Source organism: Bradyrhizobium sp. CB1717 (assembly GCF_029714325.1).
In the GTDB taxonomy this organism is placed as follows: Bacteria; Pseudomonadota; Alphaproteobacteria; order Rhizobiales; family Xanthobacteraceae; genus Bradyrhizobium.
Window position 1 is genome coordinate 4,481,872 of sequence record NZ_CP121666.1, and the last position, 17,827, is coordinate 4,499,698.

Below are 17,827 nucleotides of genomic sequence, written 5' to 3' on the forward strand. Positions count from 1 at the left end.
GCTAGCAGCGCCTCAGATCACCCCAGCCACCCGCAGCACCACGCCCGCCGCGCAACTGCCCGCCAGCACCGTGAGCATCCCCAGCTTGAAGCGGAAGATCGCGGTCGCGGCCGCGATCGCCAGCAGCAGCGCGGGGATGTCGACGCTGGTCAAGACCGGCCGGTCGAAGGCGAAGGGGAAGGCGTGCACCGGCGCGGTTTCGCGGAACAGCGTGTGCAGGGCGAACCAGATCGAGAGGTTGAGGATCACGCCGACGACCGCGGCGGTGATCGCACTGAGCGCGCCGGCGAGGCCCGTGTTGCCGCGCAGGCGCTCGATGTAGGGGGCGCCGACGAAGATCCAGAGGAAGCAGGGCGTGAAGGTGACCCAGGTTGCGAGCAGGCCGCCGAAGGTCGCCGCGACCATCGGCGACAGGCCGCTTGGGTCGCGATAGGCCGCCATGAAGCCCACGAACTGCAGCACCATGATCAGCGGGCCCGGCGTGGTCTCGGCCATGCCGAGGCCGTCGAGCATCTCGTGCGGCTTCAGCCAGTGATAATGCTCGACCGCCTGCTGGGCGACATAGGCCAGCACCGCATAGGCGCCGCCGAAGGTGACGAGTGCCATCTTCGAGAAGAACAGCGCGATTTGGCTGAACACGTTGGCCTGGCCGAACGCGGCGAGCAGGGCAATCACCGGCACCAGCCAGAGTGCGAGCCACAGCGCGCCCACGCGGATCGCGCGCCCGGTGTCGGGTTTGACGTGATCGGGCACGGCGTCGCCGAGCATGCTGTCGATCACGGCGCTGCTGTCACCATGGCCGTGAGCGGCCGGGGCAAATTCCGGACGGCCTTGCCTCGCGCCGATATAGCCGATCACGCCGGCGGCGATGATGATGATCGGGAAGGGGACGGCGAAGAAGAAGATCGCGACGAAGGCGATCGCAGCGAGCGCGATCATGATCCGGTTCTTCAGCGCGCGCTTGCCGACGCGCACCACGGCTTCGACCACGATCGCGAGCACGGCGGCCTTCAGGCCGAAGAACAGCGCCTCGACGAAGCTGACATTGCCATAGGCGGCGTAGATGTAGCTCAAGGCCATGATGGCGATGATGCCGGGCAGGATGAACAACCCGCCCGCCATCAGCCCGCCGGCGGTGCGGTGCATCAGCCAGCCGACATAGGTCGCAAGCTGCTGCGCCTCCGGTCCCGGCAGCAGCATGCAATAGTTCAGCGCATGCAGGAAACGGCCTTCGGAGATCCACTTCTTCTCCTCGACGAGGATGCGGTGCATCACCGCGATCTGGCCCGCGGGCCCGCCAAAGCTCAGGCAGGCGACCCGCAGCCAGACACGGAAAGCCTCGTTGAAGCTGATGCCGTGACCGGCATCAGCTCCCGTTTGATTGGCGCGGGTATCCATTACGCCTTCACCTTGTTGGTCGGCCAGTTGTGGGTCTCGGCCGTGGCGTCGCGGCACCAGCGGTAGAACGCGTCGTAGAGCGTTATGCCGGCCTCGAGCTGCTCGAGATCGTCATCGTACATGCGCGACAGGCCGAGCGAGGCCGCGAGCAGGCCGGGCGCCTCCGGCGCCAGGTCTGGCCGCGCGGTGTCGGCGCCGCGCACCAGCGTCGCGAGGTGGAGCAGGGCCGGGGTCGCAATGCCGAACTCCTCGACCATGACGTCGAAGGTGCAGAGCTCGCCGCGGTGGCTCCAGAACACGTTCTCGATATCGAAGGGGGCTGCGCCAAAGCGCTCGCCGACCGCGACGACCTCGGACGGCGCCACATACAGGAACACCGCGTTGGGATCGACGAAGCGGCGGATCAGCCAGGGGCAGGCGATGCGATCGACCTTCGGCCGCGCCCGCGTGACCCAGACGGTGCGCCCCTTCGCATCGCGCGGCGGCAGCTTGCGGGTATCGAGCAGCGGCAGCTTGGCCGTCTTCCAGCCCTCGAAGCCGCCCTCCAGCGTCTCGGCCTCCACGCCGAGCTGGCGGAGCCAGGCCGCCGTGCCCTGCGCGAGCTTCTCGCCGCGGAAGCACGAGACGACGGCCCGGCGGCCGGCAAATTCGTCGCCCCATTCCGCAACGGTCTCGTGGCTGCGTCTGATGGAGCCGGGAATCAGCCGCCGGTCGGCGGCAAAATCCTCCTCGGTGCGGACGTCGATCAGGACAGGGGCATTGGCCGTGCCGATCAGGCGCGCCAATTTATCGGATGATATGGTCGTGAAAGTAGACATGTTGATGCGTCCTCGCAAAAACTGAACGGGACGCGATACTTGGGCATGTCGCCTCGTGGGGAGATCGCTCAAATCCCCATGGGCTGATTACAGCGAAACTAAACGGAACTGTCAATCTGCAGGACGATTGGGCCTTAGAAAATTGGGCTTCGCCGGTCTATAGTACGCGCCAACAGACCTGAATCTTCTGGAGAATTCGATGCATTCCCACTCCATTGAACAGTGGACGCATGACCACGCCTTCCTGGGCGAGAAGCATGACGAGAACGAGCGGCGCACCTGGCTCGTGGTCGTGCTGACGCTGGTCATGATGGTCGGCGAGATCGTCGCCGGCTCGCTGTTCGGCTCGATGGCGCTGCTGGCCGATGGCTGGCACATGGGCACGCATGCGGCCGCGCTCGGCATCGCTGCCTTCGCCTACCGCTTCGCGCGCCGGCACCTGGGGAACGCGCATTTCACCTTCGGCACCGGCAAGTTCGGCGATCTCGCCGCCTTCTCCAGTGCCATCATCCTCGGACTGATTTCGGTCGAGATCGCCTATGAGAGCGTGCTGCGGCTGATCACGCCGGTGCCGATTGTCTATGGCGAGGCGATCGCGGTCGCTGCGCTGGGGCTGTGCGTCAATCTCGCCAGCGCGTGGCTGCTGCGCGACAGCCATGACCATCACCATCACGGTTATGATCATGGCCACAGCCATGCGCATCATGACCACGATGAGCATGACCACGACCACGATCACCACCACCACCACCATCATCACGACAACAATCTCCGTGCGGCTTACGTTCACGTCATGGCGGACGCGGCGACCTCGGTGCTGGCGATCGGCGCCCTCGTGGTCGCGATGAATTCGGGCTGGGTCTGGGCTGACCCGGCCGTGGGCCTGATCGGCAGCGTCGTGATCGCGAGCTGGGCGTTCGGCCTGATCAAGTCGTCAGGCGCGGTGCTGCTCGACGTGCGCGCCGACGAGAAGCTGGAGCGGGTAATCCTGGCGCGTATGGAGGTCGGCGAGGACCGCGTCACCGATCTGCATCTGTGGCAGGTCGGCCCCGGCCATTGCGCCGTGCTGGTCTCGGTGGTCTCGGACAAGCCGAAGCAGCCGGCCGTCTACAAGAAGCGGCTCGCCGGGCTGAAGGGCCTCAGCCACGTCACGGTCGAGGTCGAGACCTGCCCGCATTGACGTGATCGGCGGCAGCGGAATTCTGCAGCGCGGCCGGGGTTGATCCTCGGTCGCAGCTTCCCAACCGATTGCCAAGGAGGGACCAGGGATGACTTCCAGGATCAAGCTTGCTTTCGCCGCCGCTCTCGCATTGTTCAGTCACGCAGCGATGGCGCAGTCGGAGAAGACCGGCGTCGAAAGGCTCTATGTCCTCAATTGCGGCGAGGGTACCGCCGGCGACATCTCGCGCTGGACGCCCGGCCTGAACGAGGGCAAGACGATGGACTTCGTCGACAGCTGCTATCTCATCAAGCACGCCAAGGGCTGGTTCCTGTGGGACACCGGCATCGCCGATGCCGTTGCGGCCATGCCGAACGGCCTGGTGCCCGCCGATCCCAAGGCCGTGACATGGCGCCGGCCGAAGACGCTCGCCGCCCAGCTCGAACAACTCGGCCTCAAGCCCGATGACGTCAAGGCGATGGCGGTCTCGCATACGCACCCGGATCACACCGGCAATGTCGAGCTGTTCCCGCAGGCTACGCTCTATGTGCAGAAGGCCGAATATGACTGGCCCGGCGCCAACAACGAGCCGCGCTTCAAGCCCTCGCATCCGGTCGAGCAACTCGCAGGCGACAAGGATGTGTTCGGCGACGGCAGCGTGACCATTCTGTCGACGCCCGGCCACACGCCGGGGCACCAGTCGCTGCTGGTCAAGCTGCCCAAGACCGGCGCGGTGGTCCTGTCCGGCGACGCCGTGCACTTCAAAGACAATTGGGACAACCGCCGCGTCCCCGGCATGAACGTCGACAAGGACCAGAGCGCGGCTTCGATGCAGAAGATCGCCGATATCCTCACCAAGGAGAAGGCGCAGCTCTGGATCAACCACGACAAGGCGCAGCGCGACAGCCAGAAGATGGCGCCGGAGTTTTACGACTGATCTCGCGCCGCTGTTGCCATGACGATGGCAGCAGCAGCGTGTTAGGGCCCCGGGAAAGCTCCGCGACAGGAGACGAAGCGTGGGCGAGTGGCTCGGGGTTGCGATTGCGCTGGCGTCGAGCAGCATCGGCGGCACGGCGGCGGCGATCACCCGCTATCTCGTCGGCGGCGCCGATCCGGTCCTGCTGGCGATCCTGCGCTGGGGGATCGGTTTCCTCTGCCTGCTGCCATGCGCGCTGCTGCTTCGTGTGCGCTGGCCGCAGCGCTCCGACTGGCCGACGGTGGCGCTGCTCGGCATCTGCTTCTTCGGCCTGTTCTTCATCCTCTACAACATCGCGGTGTCCTACACGACGGCCGCGCGTGCCAGCCTCGCGCTGGCGACGCTGCCGCTCCACACCATGGTGGTCGGCGCGATCCTCGGCGTGGAGCGGCTGACCGCGCGCAAGATCACCGGCGTCGGCATTGCCGTGCTCGGTGTGACGGCAGCGCTCGCGGCGGGCCTGGCGCAAAGTCCGGCCGGCGCGTGGCGGGGTGAGTTGATCATGACCGCGGCCGTATTCTGCATGGCGTTCTACAACGTGCTGTCGCGCCCGCTGATGCAGCGTTCGAGCGCGCTCGGCTTTCTCACGGTCGGCATGGGCGCGGGCGCTGTGGTGCTGGTGCTGGCAGGCTTCGCGAAGGGCAGCTTTGCGGCGCTCGATCATTTCACCTCGGCGCAGTGGATCGCCGGTGTCTATCTCGGCGCCGGTGGCGGCGCGCTCGCCTTCATCCTCTGGGTCATGGCGCTGGCGCGGGCGACGCCGACCCGCGTCGCGAATACCATGACGGTCAATCCGATCGCCGCCACCTTGCTGGCCGCGCTGCTGATCGGCGAACCGATCACGGCAAACCTTTTGATCGGGCTCGTTGCGGTCTTCGCCGGCATCTGGATTGCGACCAGCGAGACGAAGACAAGTTGATCAGCTCCGCGCTGTGCGAAGGTTTAAATGTCGCAGCAGCGTCACGAACGATCCGCTTCAAACACCGCGTTCGTTGTGCCGGCGAATGCAGGCAGATGCAGAGCGCGATCATTGTCGTGCCTATGGTTTCGGCAAGGCGTCATCGAAGATCGAGCAGGTATGCCGTTTGGAAAGACGATCATGCTTTTTCCGAAGCGGCGAACTCGCGCGCACTTAAGCGGACCTTAAAGAGTCGGCCGATATGCATGTCAGCGTGCATAATTCAACAGGACGGCAAGGCTATGCGTAATGCGATCGGACGGCGTCAGTTCTTGTGCGGTTGTTGCGCAGTGCTTGGAGCTGCGGTGCTGCCGAGACAAGCGCAAGCCGCGGGCGATCCCGAGATCGTTCCGATCGAGTTTGCGAGCTTTCACGATCAGACGTTCAGCAACGAATATCTGCAGTTCATGAATGTCACGATCCCGCCGGGGCAGATCGCCGCCTATCACCGGCACACCAGGGACTTTGCGCAGGTCTACATGGCGGTCTCGGATGCCGAGGGGACGCCGCTCGGCGGCAAGCCCGTCATCACGCCGCGCAAGGTCGGCGAAGTGCTGTTCACCAACTACACGAAGCAGCCGGTGGTGCATCAGGTTGCCAATGTCGGCGCCAGCGATTTCCGGATCATGGGGTTTGAGCTGTTCGACTCTCAGCCGGGCCGCTTCTCGCCGCTGCCTCGCCCCGAGCCCTACGTTTCGGTGATGGACAACCACCGCGTCCAGGCCTGGCGGTTGATCCTGAAGCCGGGCGAGGTTGCGCCGGCGATGCAGCAGGCGGCGCCCGGCGTGCGCATCGTGGTGCAGGGTGGCATGCTGGTCGAGGGCGTGCAGGGCAAGCCGGAGCACAAGCTCAATCTGAAATACGGCGACTTCGCGTGGCAGAATGCGGGCCCGGTCCGGACGATGCGAAACGCAGGGACCTCGACCGTCGAATTCGTCGAATTCGAACTGAAGTAGGGACGCGGGTGGGGCGTGAAGGCTGGCGGGGGCCGGCCTTTTACGTCCGGGGCTTTAATGGGAATGAGGAGCGGGGCGTGTCTATCAAGCGGTCGGGAATTGCCATTGCAGCGCTGATGTCGGGCGTCGTCGTTCTGACCTCCGGTCTTCAACTGAGCGAGCGCTGGAGCGCCTACCAGAACGCCATCGCGGCGCACGCCCTGGAGACTCGTCTGGCCGCCGGCTTCGACGCAGTCGGCAACCTCACCATCGAGCGCGGCCCCGTCAATCGGGCGCTGCTCGGCAAATCCGCGGCGGACGATGCGGTGCTCAAGGAGTTCGCCGACAATCGCCGCGCCAGCGACGAGGCCTTGGCGAAACTGGAGACGCTCGCCCGCGGCGATGCCGACCTGACGCAGCGGGTCAAGGCCGCCGCGGCGAAGATCGCCGCCGCGCGCGCGGAAGCCGCATCGCACTGGCAGAAGCCGCTGACGGAGCGTCCCGGCGGCGCCGCCGCCAAGGCCATGCGCGACTACGCCGAGGCCATGGCGAGCCTGAATGAGCTGCTGGAGTCCGGCATCAAGGCGACGATGCGCCTCAGCACCACGGCGGGAAACCTGCTCGACGTCGCACAGAAGGGGTGGGTGATCCGCCAGACTGCCGGCCAGGTCTCGCTGTTGATTTCGGGGCTGGTGACGGCGGGCCGCCCGGCCACGTTGGCGGAACGGGACGAACTCAACGCCGCGATCGGCCAGATGACGCGGCTTTGGGCTGAAATTCTCGACCGCGGCGACGACGTTCAAGCACCCAAGAACACGCGGGCCAGCGTCGGTGCGGCCAGGGATCGCTACTTCGGTTCGGACAAGCCGCTGCGCGAGGCGCTGATGAAAGCCGCGTTCGACGGCACGCCTTACGCGGTGTCGGTGGACGAATGGCGCAAGTCGGCGACGGGCGCCAACGCCTCGCTGCTGGGAATCCGCGATGCCGCCTTGCGCGATGCGCAGGCCGTGGCGGAACGGGACGAAGCCGACGGGCTTGGCGGCATCCTGTTCGCCGGCGCGGCCATTCTGGTCGTCCTGGGATTGTCGGCGGCTGCGTCCGTCCTGCTCGTGCGTCACCTGCTCACGCCAATCTCCAAACTGTCGGAAGTGATGACCCGGCTCGCCCGCAACGAGGAAGCCGAGGTGCCGTTCGCCGCCCGCAAGGACGAGATCGGCGGCATGGCGCTCGCCGTGCAGGTCTTCAAGGAGGCCATGATCACCACCAATCGACTGGCTGGCGAGCAGGCGGCCGAGCGGATCGTCAAGGAGAAGCGTGCGGCACGTCTCGAAGGCCTGGTCAGCGATTTCGAGGCCAAGGCGGGGGCCATGGTGGCACTGCTGGCGTCGGGGGCGACCGAGCTCGAGACGACCGCGCGATCGATGTCCTCGACCGCGACGCAGACCAAGGGGCAGGCGACGACGGTCGCGGCTGCAGCCGAGGAAGCGAGCGTGGGCGCGAGCACGGTTGCCTCTGCAGCCGAGGAGCTGACGGCCTCGATCGGCGAGATCAGCCGCCAGGTCGCGCAATCCTCGACGATCACCGGGCGCGCGGTGGCCGACGCGCAGCGCACCGACAAGATCGTGCAGACATTGGCCGAGGGCGCCGAGAAGATCGGCGAGGTCGTGACCTTGATCCAGGCCATCGCGGCTCAAACCAACTTGTTGGCCTTGAATGCGACGATCGAGGCGGCGCGGGCGGGGGAGGCCGGGAGAGGCTTTGCCGTGGTCGCCTCAGAGGTGAAGATGCTGGCGAATCAGACGGCATCGGCAACTGCGGAGATCGGCGCGCAGATCGCGCAAATCCAGGCGGCCACAAAGGAGGCTGTCGACGCGATCCGCGGCATCAGCGGGACGATCGAAGAGGTCAGCTCGATCTCGAGCGTGATCGCGACGGCAGTCCAGGCGCAGGGCGTGGCAACGGCGGAAATCGCCCGCAACGTTCAACAGACGTCGCAATCGGTGAAGGACGTGACGGCGAATATCAGCGGCGTGAGCAAGGCGGCCACGGAAACGGGCGTTGCGGCAAGTGAGGTGCTGAGCGCGGCAGACGGCCTGTCGCGACAGGCCGAGCAGCTGACGAGCGAAGTGGGCAGCTTTGTCGAGGACGTCCGGGCGGCCTGACGCGCGATATGCTTTAGCGCGGCACCGTCGCCGCGGGCGGGCTCGCCTCCGGCGTCTTCTTCGGCTTCAGCGAGCCGGCATAGAACGAGACCAGCCACACCAGCAGGAGGGCGAGGAGATAGACGCCCCAGGCCTGCGGCGGCGTGGTCGCCCAGCGCAAGAGGCCCTTGAATGTGCGCGGCGGTGTGTTGTCGTCGGTCATGGCCCGCTTGTGCGCGAAAGCGGCGGTGTGGTCAATCCGGCCGCCGCCCGGCGCGGATCAGGAACAGCGCCGCCAGCGCCGAGAGGCTGAGCGCGGAGGAGACGATCAGCACCTTGGCGCCCATCACGTCGATGAGCAGGCCGAACACCAGCGGCGCCACAGCCTGCGCCATCCGCGCCGGCGCGCCGATGATGCCGAGGCGGTAGCCGAAATCCTTGGGGCCGAAGATCGATAGCGGCAACGTGCCCCGCGCAATGGTCAGGATGCCGTTGCCCGAACCATAGAGCAGTGCAAATGCGCTCGCGGCGGGAGCGCCGAAGATGGCAACGACGGCGGCGCCGACCGGCTGGGTGATGCAGGCCAGCCGCGTCGACCACAGCGGATGGAAGCGGCTCAGAAAGCTTGCTTCGAGAATGCGCGCGGCGACTTGGGCCGGGCCGATCAGCGCGCCGGCCGCGATCGCCTCGATGTGGGTGGCGCCCATCGTCTCGAGGATGCGCGGGAAATGCACGGCCATGGCACCGGTGACGGTCCATGCGGCGGCGAAGACGAAGGCGAGCAGGATCATGGTTCGATCGATCGGCACGTGCGGCTTCTCGGCGGTCGCGGCCGCCTGCTTTGCCCCCTTGATCGCCGGAAGCATGAAGAAGTTGAGCGGCAGGCCGATCAGGATGTTGGCGGCCGCCCATGCAAAGCAGGTCTCGCGCCAGCCGATATGCGACAGGCCCCAGGCGGTGAGCGGCCAGCCGACGGTGGAGGCAAAGCCCGCCATCAGCGTGATGCCGGTGATCGAGCCGCGCGCCTCGGTGCCGTAGATGCGGCCGAGCGCGGCGAAGGCGGCATCATAGAGCCCCATCGCCATGCCGATGCCGAGCACGAGCCAGGCGAACGCCATCACTGCCACGGAGTGGGAGAAGCCGAGCAGTACGAGGCCGGCGGCAATCGTCAGGTTGGAGATCGACAGCACCTGCCGTCCGCCGACGAGATCGATCTGCCGCCCGATGCGCGGGCCGAGCATCGCCGAGATCACCAGCGAGGCCGAGAACGCGCCAAAGATCCAGTTGGAGGAGATGCCGAGGTCGTGCGCCATGGGATCGGCGAGCAGCGCCGGCAGGTAATAGCTGGACGCCCAGGCCAGTGTCTGCGTGGTGCCGAGCGCCAGGATGATCGGAAGCTGGCGCTGGCTCATATTCCTGTATTTCTGGTCGGCGGTGTCATTGGTTCCATTTGCAGCCGGCCATGACAGCGCGTCAACAGCACCTGCGGCATATTCGACCTGCTGCAGGCGGGTGCCTTGGCGCGCGACGTTCGCGCGGCCTTCCGCTCGTCACGAATGCACGCCATAATGGCGTATGCAATTGACCTCGCGCCTCGCGCTGATGAACTGGCTGACCGGCCAGGGGCTCACGGGCCTGCCTGAAAACGAACTGCTCCGCGGCTTCTGCGAGCGCTGTCGCGCCGAGGGCCTGGAACTCTCGCGCGCGCTGGTCGTCATCGACACGCTGCATCCGATCTATGAGGGGCGCGGCTTCCGCTGGAGCGACCGCGCCAGCAACGAGAGCGAAATGTTCGAATACGGCTCGACCGCCGAGGGCGACGCCGCCAAGAGCTGGCGCCGCTCGGTGTTCTTCCACATGCTCGAGCATGGCCACGACGAAATGGTGATCGATCTCGCCGACGCACCGTCGATGGATTTCTCGCAGATCGGCGAGCTCGCCGAGAAGGGCCACAAGCACTATCTCGCCTTCGTGCATCGCTTCGGTGAGAACGGCGCGCTCGGCCTGATGGACTGCCTGTATTCCTGCTGGACTACACGCCGCGACAGCGGCTTCAGCGAAGCCGAGCTGGAGTCCCTGCGCGATCTCGTGCCGGTGCTGGGGCTTGCGATCAAGTCGGGGCAGCAGGTTGACATTGCGCGGACGCTGGGACGCGTCTATCTCGGCCGCGGTGCTTCCGAGCAGGTGCTGGGTGGCCGCATCTCGCGCGGCGTCACCGAGCGCATCAACGCCGTGCTGTGGTATTCGGATTTGCGCGGCTCGACCGGGATCAGCGAGAGCATCGGTCCCGACGAGATCATTCCCTTCCTCAACGACTATGCGCAGGCGGTGATCGACGCGATCCACGACGCCGGCGGGGACGTTTTGAAGCTGATCGGCGACGGCGTGCTCGCGATGTTCACCGGCGAGGACATGGCGGCCGCGCGCCGCGCCGCGCTCCGTGCCGAGCATCTGTTCCGCCAGAACGTCGCGGCGCTGAACGCGCGCCGGGCGGCCGACGGCCGTCCCACCACGTCCGCCTATATTGGCCTGCATGTCGGCGAGGTCTTCTACGGCAATATCGGCAGCGAGGACCGGCTCGATTTCACCGTGGTGGGCCCGACGGTGAACGAGGTCAGCCGCATCGCCTCGATGAGCCGCTCAGTCGATCGCGAGCTGCTCGCGTCGGCGGAGTTCTACAAGGGCCTGGATGCCGCCGGCCGCCGCTATCTCGTCTCCACCGGCCGCTACGCGCTGCGCGGCATCGGCCGCGCACAGGACCTCTACACGCTCGATCCCGATGTCGACGCCAGCGAGCCGGTGACGGGGAGTTACGAGCGGTACCTGGCGGGCTAGCCGGGCTGCTTCCGCATACTCCGTCATTGCGAGGAGCCCTTGCGACGACGCAATCCAGACTGTCGCCGCGGAGAGATACTGGATTGCTTCGCTCGCAATGACGGTGTGGCTAACACCCCACCGCCACCTCATCTCCCACCATGTCCGGCTGCCGATCCAGCGCGACGGCCGGCGACAGCAGGATCACCAGCGCCTGCGCGCCGAACACGGCTGCTGCGAGATAGAGGCACGCTTCCGCGCTCCAGAGGCCGCCGACGATTGCGCCGAGGGCTGAGCCGAGCGGGCGGGCGCCGTAGCTCATGATGTTGATGGCGGAGACGCGGCCGAGCAGGCGCGGCGGCGTCACCGACTGGCGCAGCGTCGTGGTCGAGATCACCCACAGGATCGGCCCGGCGCCGAGCAGGAAGAAGCTCAAGCCTGCTAGCCAGGGCGAGGGGACCAGCACCGTCAGCGCCATCACGACCGAGGCGACGAAGCCCGTGACCGGGCCGAGGCCGACGACCATGCCGAAGGCGATGCGCTGCATCACGCGCGTGGCAAGGAGCGCGCCGATCACCATGCCGACGCCGTACATCGTCAGCACCGTGCCGACGCCGGCGGCGGTCAGGCCGAGATGGCGCACGGCATAGGGCACGAACACGGCGATCTGCAGGAACCAGCCGGTGTTGAAGATGAACTGGGTGATGAACACCGGCCGCAGCAGCGGATGGTGGAACACGAAGGCCGCGCCCTCGCGGATCTCCTGGAACGGATGGCGCCGTGGCATCGGCGCGCGCGCGGGCTCATAGATGCCTGAGAGCAGCACCACGGCGATGGCCGAGAGCGCCGCGGCAAAGCCGAAGGCGAGACTTGCCCCCCACCAGCCGACCAATGCGCCGCCGAGTGCGGGCCCGCTCGCAAAGGCGATGGTGCGCGCAAGCTCGATCCGCGCATTCGCTGCCGGCAACAGGTCCGCGTTGACCAGCGAGGGCACCAGGGCCGGCGCGGCAACGCTGTAGACGACGGTGCCGCACACCGCCGTGAAGCCGAGCAATGCCAGCAGCGGCAGATTGAGCGCGCTCAGCGCGAGGAGGAGCACGATGGCCGCAAGGGCTGCGGCCCGCAGCGCCTCGGCGCCCGCCATCAGCGCGCGGCGGGAGATGCGGTCGGCGAGCAGGCCGGCCGGAATGGCGAACAGCACGAAGGGCAGGGTCAGCGCGGTCTGCAGCACGCCGGTCTGGCCCTCGGCGACCCCGAGCGTCAGCACGGCGACGATCGGGGCGGCGGCCAGCGCGATCTGCTCGGCGGATTGCGCTGCGAGATTGGACCAGGCGAGGCGGCTGAAGGTGTCCGGGAGGCGCGGCGAATTTGACATGGCTCATTTCCTGCAAAGTCGGATTGGCGCCAATATTCGCTTCCGGGCACGGCCAAACCCACCCGGTTTCCGACAGGGCGGGGCAGAACGCCGCCGTGCCGGGGAACTGATGCGGCTAGATGCAGTTGCAAATGAGTTGCAATAAGCCTCGACTTCGGTATTCTGACCGCATGGATGCCCGATCGCCTGATTTAACCACCGATACCGCCGGCTGGCGCACTGACGCGCCAGCCACCAAGAGCCTCGCCGAAGTGAACGCCACGGTCGCCATTCCGGTCGCGGCCCAGTGGTGGCGGCGGCTGCTCGCCTTCGTCGGTCCGGGCTACCTCGTCTCGGTCGGCTACATGGACCCCGGCAACTGGGCGACCGACCTCGCCGGCGGATCGAAGTTCGGCTACACGCTGCTCTCCGTCATCCTGCTCTCGAACCTGATGGCGATCCTGCTGCAGTCGCTGGCGGCGCGGCTCGGCATCGTCACCGACCGCGATCTCGCGCAGGCCTGCCGGGCCACCTATTCGCCGGCGGTGAACTTCCTGCTCTGGCTCGCCTGCGAGGCTGCGATCATCGCCTGCGACCTCGCCGAGGTGATCGGCACGGCGATCGCGCTGAAGCTGCTGTTCGGCATTCCCCTGATCGGCGGTGCATTGCTCGCAGCGCTCGATGCGTTCCTGCTTCTCATCCTGATGAACCGCGGCTTCCGGTTCCTCGAGGCCTTCGTCATCGCGCTGCTGGCGGTGATCGCGGCGTGCTTCGTGGTCCAGATCGCGGCGGCGGCTCCGCCGGTCGCGGAGGTCCTGCGCGGCTTCGTGCCGAAGAGCGAGATCTTCACCAATCCGGAGATGCTCTACATCGCGATCGGCATCATCGGTGCCACCGTGATGCCGCATAATCTCTACCTGCACTCCTCGATCGTGCAGACGCGTGCCTATGAGCGCAACGACGAGGGCCGCCGCGAGGCGATCAAATGGGCGACGACGGACTCCACCATCGCCCTGATGCTGGCGCTGTTCATCAACGCCGCGATCCTCGTCGTGGCCGCCGCGACCTTCCACAAGAGCGGCCATTCCGACGTCGCCGAGATCGGGCAGGCGTTCGAGCTGCTGTCGCCGCTGCTCGGCCTCGGCATCGCCTCGACGCTGTTCGCGGTGGCGCTGCTCGCCTCGGGCCTGAACTCGACGGTGACCGCGACGCTCGCCGGCCAGATCGTGATGGAAGGCTTTCTCGACCTGCGCCTGCCCAGCTGGGCGCGCCGCCTCTTGACGCGGGGCATCGCGATCATTCCGGTGATCATCGTCACCGCGATCTATGGCGAGCGCGGCACGGCGGATCTCCTGGTGTTCAGCCAGGTCGTGCTGTCGATGCAGCTTCCCTTCGCCGTCATCCCGCTGGTCCGCTTCGTCTCGGACCGGCGCAAGATGGGCCAGTTCGCGATACCGGTGTCCGTTGCCGCGATCGCCTGGATCGTCGCGGGCGTGATCGTGGTTCTGAACGTGAAGCTGCTGGCGGATACGCTGTTCGGGTGATGCCACCACGCAGCTGTCATCGCCCGGTTCAACCGGGCGATCCAGTATTCCAGAGGCCGTTGTGATTGAGCCGAGAAGCCGCGGCGTATTGGATGCCCCGGTCAAGTCGGGGCACGACAGTAGGTTAATCCTGCGGCTCGGACGCCGTATCGCCCTGTGCGTCGATCCGCAGCCAGCCTGACGGGGCGAGGCGCTGCTGCGGCAGGAAGCGGGCCTTGTAGTCCATCTTCTTGGAGCCCTCGATCCAGTAACCGAGATAGACGTAGGGCAGGCCTTGGCGTCGCGCGCGGGCGATGTGGTCGAGGATCATGAAGGTGCCCATCGAGCGGCTGACCTGGCTCGGCTCGAAGAAGGAATAGACCATCGACAGGCCGTCGCTGAGGACGTCCGTGAGCGCTACCGCGATCAGCTCCTCGCCGCGCCCGGTGATGCCGCTGTCGGGGCCACGCTTGCGGTACTCGATGATGCGGGTCTCGACATGGCTGTCCTCGACCATCATGGCGTAGTCGAGCACGGTCATGTCCGCCATGCCGCCATGGCGGTGGCGGGCGTCGAGATAGGCGCGGAACACCGAATATTGCTCGGAGGTCGGCACCGCACTGCGCTGCTCGCCGATGATGTCGGCGTTGCGCGCCATCACCTTGCGGAAGTTGCGCGAGGGGCGGAACTCGTTGGCAATGACCCGGACCGAGACGCAGGCGCGGCACTGGTCGCAGGCCGGCCGATAGGCGATCGACTGGCTCCGGCGGAACCCGCCATGGGTCAGGAGGTCGTTGAGGTCGCCGGCGCGGTCACCCACGAGGTGCGTAAACACCTTGCGCTCATGCCGGCCCGGCAGATACGGGCAGGGCGAGGGCGCCGTGAGGTAAAACTGGGGGGTGTCGCGCGAGTGCTGGGTCAAGGGACGTCGTGGGCCTCCGAAGTGGGTATCAGCATCGCGCTACGGAAGCTCTCGGTCAATTGGTCTGCTCGGCAGGTCAGATGCGTCAGCTTAGTCGGTCCTGGTTGATAGGTCCTTGATCACAGGTCTCAGTAGGTCCTTGCGCCTCGCGGCACGGGGGCACGGACGGAATTGTTGATCACGACCGTTCCCAGCACGAAATCGTGCAGCAGGCGCCGGCGGCCGTTGAACAGCCCGACCAGCACCACGAAGGGCGACAGGAACGAGACCGTCACCCAGAACAGCACGGCATGGGTGGCGCCGAGCACGAAATAGCCTGATGCCCCGTACCAGGTGCGCAGCTCCAGATCCATGACCCTCATGCCGATCGTTGCCGAGGACGGTCCGCCGATGCAGGCGCCGTAATAAACGATGGCCCAGATCACGGAGGCCGGCCAGGCCAGCCAGAACAGCGCCCAGCCGATGCCGAGCGTGACTACTCCGAACAGCGCGATGAAGATGTAGCCGAGAATGACGGGAACGGAGATCACGACCATGTCGATCAGGAACGCGAACACCCGCCGCGTCGCGACGCCGCGGAACAGTTCCCGGTGCAGATCGGGATCGTACGCGTGCGGTTGCACCCCGCCGTCGTTGCGCCAGGCGCCTGAATTACCCGAGTCGTACGACATAGTCCGTTCTCCAGCGAAGCCCCCGTCGCAGGACATGGGAACAGGCCATCCCCGTGCCAAGGGCGCGCGGGCGTCAGCAAGCCGAAATATTCCGGCGATTCGGGGGCGGATGGGGTGGGCTCTCGCGCGCAGCAAACCGGTGCCGTAGGGTGGGCAAAGGCTCGTAGCGCCGTGCCCACCATTGCCCGCTGTCGTGCACGATGGATGGAGTGGTGGGCACGCTACGCTTTGCCCACCCTACGAGACCTTACGTTTGGCTGCGCAGCTTCTCCGCCGCCTTCGGCGCAAAATAGCTCAGCACGCCGTCGGCGCCGGCGCGCTTGAAGGCGAGCAGGCTTTCCATCATCGCACGCTCGCCGTCGAGCCAGCCGTTGTTTGCGGCGGCTGCGATCATCGCGTATTCGCCGGAGACCTGGTAGGCGAAGGTCGGCATCGCAAAGGTGTCCTTCATGCGGCGGACGACGTCGAGATAGGGCATGCCGGGCTTCACCATCACCATGTCGGCGCCCTCGGCGATGTCGAGCTCGACCTCGCGCAGCGCTTCATCGGTGTTCGCGCTGTCCATCTGGTAGGTGCGCTTGTCGCCGGTGAGCGTCTTGGCCGAGCCGATCGCATCGCGGAACGGACCGTAGAAGGCGGAGGCGTATTTGGCCGCATAGGCCATGATCTGCACGTCGAGCAGGCCAGCGCGGTCCAGTCCCTCGCGGATCGCGGCGACGCGGCCGTCCATCATGTCGGAGGGGGCGATGATGTCGCAGCCGGCTTCGGCCTGCACCAAGGCCTGACGCACGAGCACGGCCACCGTCTCGTCGTTCAAAATCTTGCCGTCGGAGATCAGGCCGTCATGGCCGTGGCTGGTGAAGGGATCGAGCGCGACGTCGCAGAGGATGCCGATCTCCGGAAACTCCTTCTTGATCGCGCGCACGGCCTGGCAGACCAGGTTGTTCGGATTGGTTGCTTCCGAGCCTTCCTCGTCCCGCAAGGAGGGGTCGGTGTAGGGAAACAGTGCGAGGCACGGGATGGTCAGCTTCATCGCGCGCTCGGCCTCGCGCACCGCCTGGTCGACGCTGAGCCGGTCGACGCCCGGCATCGAGGCGACCTGCTCACGCTTGTTGTTGCCGTCGATCAGGAACAGCGGCCAGATCAGATCGTCGGTGGTGAGGACGTTCTCGCGCACCATCCGCCGGGCCCATTCGGCCTTGCGGTTGCGGCGCGGGCGGACGGTCAGATCGAGGGCAGGGGAGGCTGCTCCGCCATCCCGGCGCGAAACCTCGCGCAATTCGATCGGACGTCCGTATTTGATCGCCATTACTCTTCCTCCGGCTGGAATTATTCTTATACCAGCTCGCATGGTTCCCGTCACCGCGGCTTGACCTGCCGCAAGGTGATGGCAGCCGATTGATTTTGCGGGCGGAAGCAGCCAGAAGGGGCCCATGTCCGAGATCTCCACCCGCGATGCGGCCCGCGACGGCGCCAGTGCCAGGGACGCTGCCCGAGACAATGCCAGAGAGAGCGCGCTCTCGGTGGCGGCGATCTCGTCGGAGCGGCCTGAGTCCGACGACAATGTCTGGACGCGGCGGCTCGTGCTGTTCCTGCGCGTGATGGCGCTGCTCTCGATCCTCAAGGGCCTCTATCACTGGGCGCAGGTGACCGGCTTCGTCGGCGGCGAGGACGAGGCGTTCGAGAACCAGTCGATGGCCTGGCAGGCCGCGACCGTCTACTTCGCGGTGATCGAGCTCGTCGCCGCCGTCGGCCTGTGGCTTGCCACGCCGTGGGGCGCGGTGGTGTGGCTGACGACCGTGGTGTCGATGGCGGTGATCGAGCTGATGTTCCCGGGGATCTACGGCGGCAGCCTGGTCGTGGTCGGCGTCGAGGTCTTCATGCTCGCAGCTTATCTCGCGCTCGCCTGGATGGCCGCGCGCGAACGGCCGCCGTAGGGCGCAGGCATTTCGTAGGATGGGTAGAGCACTTGCGAAACCCATCATCCCTCCGCGTAGTCGGAAGCGCGATGGGTTTCGCTTCGCTCTACCCATCCTACGATCTGTTCAGCTCCGGGACACGCACTTGCGGCGGGGCCCATCTCTCCAAGATCTCGTTTGTGGCTTTCTGGGTCGCGGCTGTGCGCTTCGCTTGTCCGGGACACGAGAGCGCAGTTGTG

At 66.4% G+C, this 17,827-nt stretch carries 16 protein-coding genes; 8 read left to right on the forward strand and 8 right to left on the reverse strand.

All coding sequences use genetic code 11. The annotated features are described in order from the left end of the window. Window positions 1–12 precede the first annotated feature (12 nt). Window positions 13–1,398: a chromate efflux transporter gene (gene chrA / locus QA649_RS21355; RefSeq protein ID WP_283025882.1), complete on the reverse strand. Its 1,386-nt coding sequence runs from the start codon at window positions 1,396–1,398 to the stop codon at window positions 13–15. Further along, window positions 1,398–2,216 carry a chromate resistance protein ChrB domain-containing protein gene (locus QA649_RS21360; RefSeq protein ID WP_283025883.1) on the reverse strand — a complete coding sequence of 273 codons (819 nt, stop codon included), beginning with the start codon at window positions 2,214–2,216 and terminating at the stop codon, window positions 1,398–1,400. Before QA649_RS21360 ends, chrA begins: the two co-directional genes overlap by 1 nt. Before the next feature lie 199 nt (window positions 2,217–2,415). On the opposite strand from QA649_RS21360, the gene dmeF reads away from it, so the two are divergent. From dmeF to QA649_RS21385, 5 genes are all read left to right on the forward strand, one after another. Further along, window positions 2,416–3,396, forward strand: a complete 981-nt coding sequence (gene dmeF, locus QA649_RS21365; RefSeq protein ID WP_283025884.1) for a CDF family Co(II)/Ni(II) efflux transporter DmeF — start codon at window positions 2,416–2,418, stop codon at window positions 3,394–3,396. An 88-nt stretch (window positions 3,397–3,484) separates the two neighbouring features. Continuing rightward, window positions 3,485–4,312, forward strand: coding sequence for an N-acyl homoserine lactonase family protein (locus QA649_RS21370; RefSeq protein ID WP_283025885.1), 828 nt, complete (start codon window positions 3,485–3,487; stop codon window positions 4,310–4,312). Window positions 4,313–4,391: 79 nt separating this feature from the next. After that, complete coding sequence (locus QA649_RS21375; protein ID WP_283025886.1) at window positions 4,392–5,270, forward strand: DMT family transporter; 879 nt, start codon at window positions 4,392–4,394, stop codon at window positions 5,268–5,270. Between the two features lie 344 nt (window positions 5,271–5,614). Then, entirely contained in the window at window positions 5,615–6,265 is a 651-nt protein-coding gene (locus QA649_RS21380) for a hypothetical protein (protein ID WP_283025887.1), read from the forward strand. 77 nt (window positions 6,266–6,342) lie between these two features. Further along, window positions 6,343–8,406 (forward strand): methyl-accepting chemotaxis protein, encoded by a 2,064-nt coding sequence (locus QA649_RS21385; protein WP_283025888.1) that lies wholly within the window; start codon window positions 6,343–6,345, stop codon window positions 8,404–8,406. Window positions 8,407–8,419: 13 nt separating this feature from the next. On the opposite strand, the gene QA649_RS21390 is transcribed toward QA649_RS21385, so the two are convergent. After that, window positions 8,420–8,608 (reverse strand): hypothetical protein, encoded by a 189-nt coding sequence (locus QA649_RS21390; protein ID WP_283025889.1) that lies wholly within the window; start codon window positions 8,606–8,608, stop codon window positions 8,420–8,422. 31 nt (window positions 8,609–8,639) lie between these two features. Beyond that, entirely contained in the window at window positions 8,640–9,797 is a 1,158-nt protein-coding gene (locus QA649_RS21395) for an MFS transporter (protein WP_283025890.1), read from the reverse strand. A gap of 163 nt (window positions 9,798–9,960) precedes the next feature. On the opposite strand from QA649_RS21395, the gene QA649_RS21400 reads away from it, so the two are divergent. Continuing rightward, on the forward strand, window positions 9,961–11,220 hold the full coding sequence (locus QA649_RS21400) for an adenylate/guanylate cyclase domain-containing protein (RefSeq protein WP_283025891.1): 1,260 nt from the start codon (window positions 9,961–9,963) through the stop codon (window positions 11,218–11,220). A 109-nt stretch (window positions 11,221–11,329) separates the two neighbouring features. On the opposite strand, the gene QA649_RS21405 is transcribed toward QA649_RS21400, so the two are convergent. Next, a complete protein-coding gene (locus QA649_RS21405) occupies window positions 11,330–12,574 on the reverse strand; it encodes an MFS transporter (protein ID WP_283025892.1) in 1,245 nt (414 codons plus the stop codon). A 170-nt stretch (window positions 12,575–12,744) separates the two neighbouring features. Between QA649_RS21405 and QA649_RS21410 the strand changes: the two genes are divergently transcribed. Beyond that, window positions 12,745–14,097: an Nramp family divalent metal transporter gene (locus tag QA649_RS21410; protein WP_283025893.1), complete on the forward strand. Its 1,353-nt coding sequence runs from the start codon at window positions 12,745–12,747 to the stop codon at window positions 14,095–14,097. 124 nt (window positions 14,098–14,221) lie between these two features. On the opposite strand, the gene QA649_RS21415 is transcribed toward QA649_RS21410, so the two are convergent. The 3 genes from QA649_RS21415 to hemB form a co-directional block, all read right to left on the reverse strand. Continuing rightward, window positions 14,222–14,998: an arginyltransferase gene (locus tag QA649_RS21415; RefSeq protein ID WP_018644615.1), complete on the reverse strand. Its 777-nt coding sequence runs from the start codon at window positions 14,996–14,998 to the stop codon at window positions 14,222–14,224. Between the two features lie 128 nt (window positions 14,999–15,126). Next, complete coding sequence (locus tag QA649_RS21420) at window positions 15,127–15,669, reverse strand: RDD family protein (protein ID WP_283025894.1); 543 nt, start codon at window positions 15,667–15,669, stop codon at window positions 15,127–15,129. A gap of 247 nt (window positions 15,670–15,916) precedes the next feature. Further along, on the reverse strand, window positions 15,917–16,978 hold the full coding sequence (gene hemB / locus QA649_RS21425) for a porphobilinogen synthase (protein ID WP_283025895.1): 1,062 nt from the start codon (window positions 16,976–16,978) through the stop codon (window positions 15,917–15,919). A 124-nt stretch (window positions 16,979–17,102) separates the two neighbouring features. On the opposite strand from hemB, the gene QA649_RS21430 reads away from it, so the two are divergent. Next, the gene (locus QA649_RS21430; RefSeq protein ID WP_018644618.1) at window positions 17,103–17,606 is read left to right on the forward strand and encodes a DUF6163 family protein; all 504 of its coding nucleotides are present in this window, start codon (window positions 17,103–17,105) and stop codon (window positions 17,604–17,606) included. The last annotated feature ends 221 nt before the right edge of the window (window positions 17,607–17,827 follow it).

Coding starts and splice junctions, on each gene's coding strand:
- chrA (WP_283025882.1), bottom strand. CDS start 1,398: ATGGATACCCGCGCCAATCAAACGGGAGCTGATGCCGGTCACGGCATC.
- QA649_RS21360 (WP_283025883.1), bottom strand. CDS start 2,216: ATGTCTACTTTCACGACCATATCATCCGATAAATTGGCGCGCCTGATC.
- dmeF (WP_283025884.1), top strand. CDS start 2,416: ATGCATTCCCACTCCATTGAACAGTGGACGCATGACCACGCCTTCCTG.
- QA649_RS21370 (WP_283025885.1), top strand. CDS start 3,485: ATGACTTCCAGGATCAAGCTTGCTTTCGCCGCCGCTCTCGCATTGTTC.
- QA649_RS21390 (WP_283025889.1), bottom strand. CDS start 8,608: ATGACCGACGACAACACACCGCCGCGCACATTCAAGGGCCTCTTGCGC.
- QA649_RS21395 (WP_283025890.1), bottom strand. CDS start 9,797: ATGAGCCAGCGCCAGCTTCCGATCATCCTGGCGCTCGGCACCACGCAG.
- QA649_RS21400 (WP_283025891.1), top strand. CDS start 9,961: ATGCAATTGACCTCGCGCCTCGCGCTGATGAACTGGCTGACCGGCCAG.
- QA649_RS21405 (WP_283025892.1), bottom strand. CDS start 12,574: ATGTCAAATTCGCCGCGCCTCCCGGACACCTTCAGCCGCCTCGCCTGG.
- QA649_RS21410 (WP_283025893.1), top strand. CDS start 12,745: ATGGATGCCCGATCGCCTGATTTAACCACCGATACCGCCGGCTGGCGC.
- QA649_RS21420 (WP_283025894.1), bottom strand. CDS start 15,669: ATGTCGTACGACTCGGGTAATTCAGGCGCCTGGCGCAACGACGGCGGG.
- hemB (WP_283025895.1), bottom strand. CDS start 16,978: ATGGCGATCAAATACGGACGTCCGATCGAATTGCGCGAGGTTTCGCGC.
- QA649_RS21430 (WP_018644618.1), top strand. CDS start 17,103: ATGTCCGAGATCTCCACCCGCGATGCGGCCCGCGACGGCGCCAGTGCC.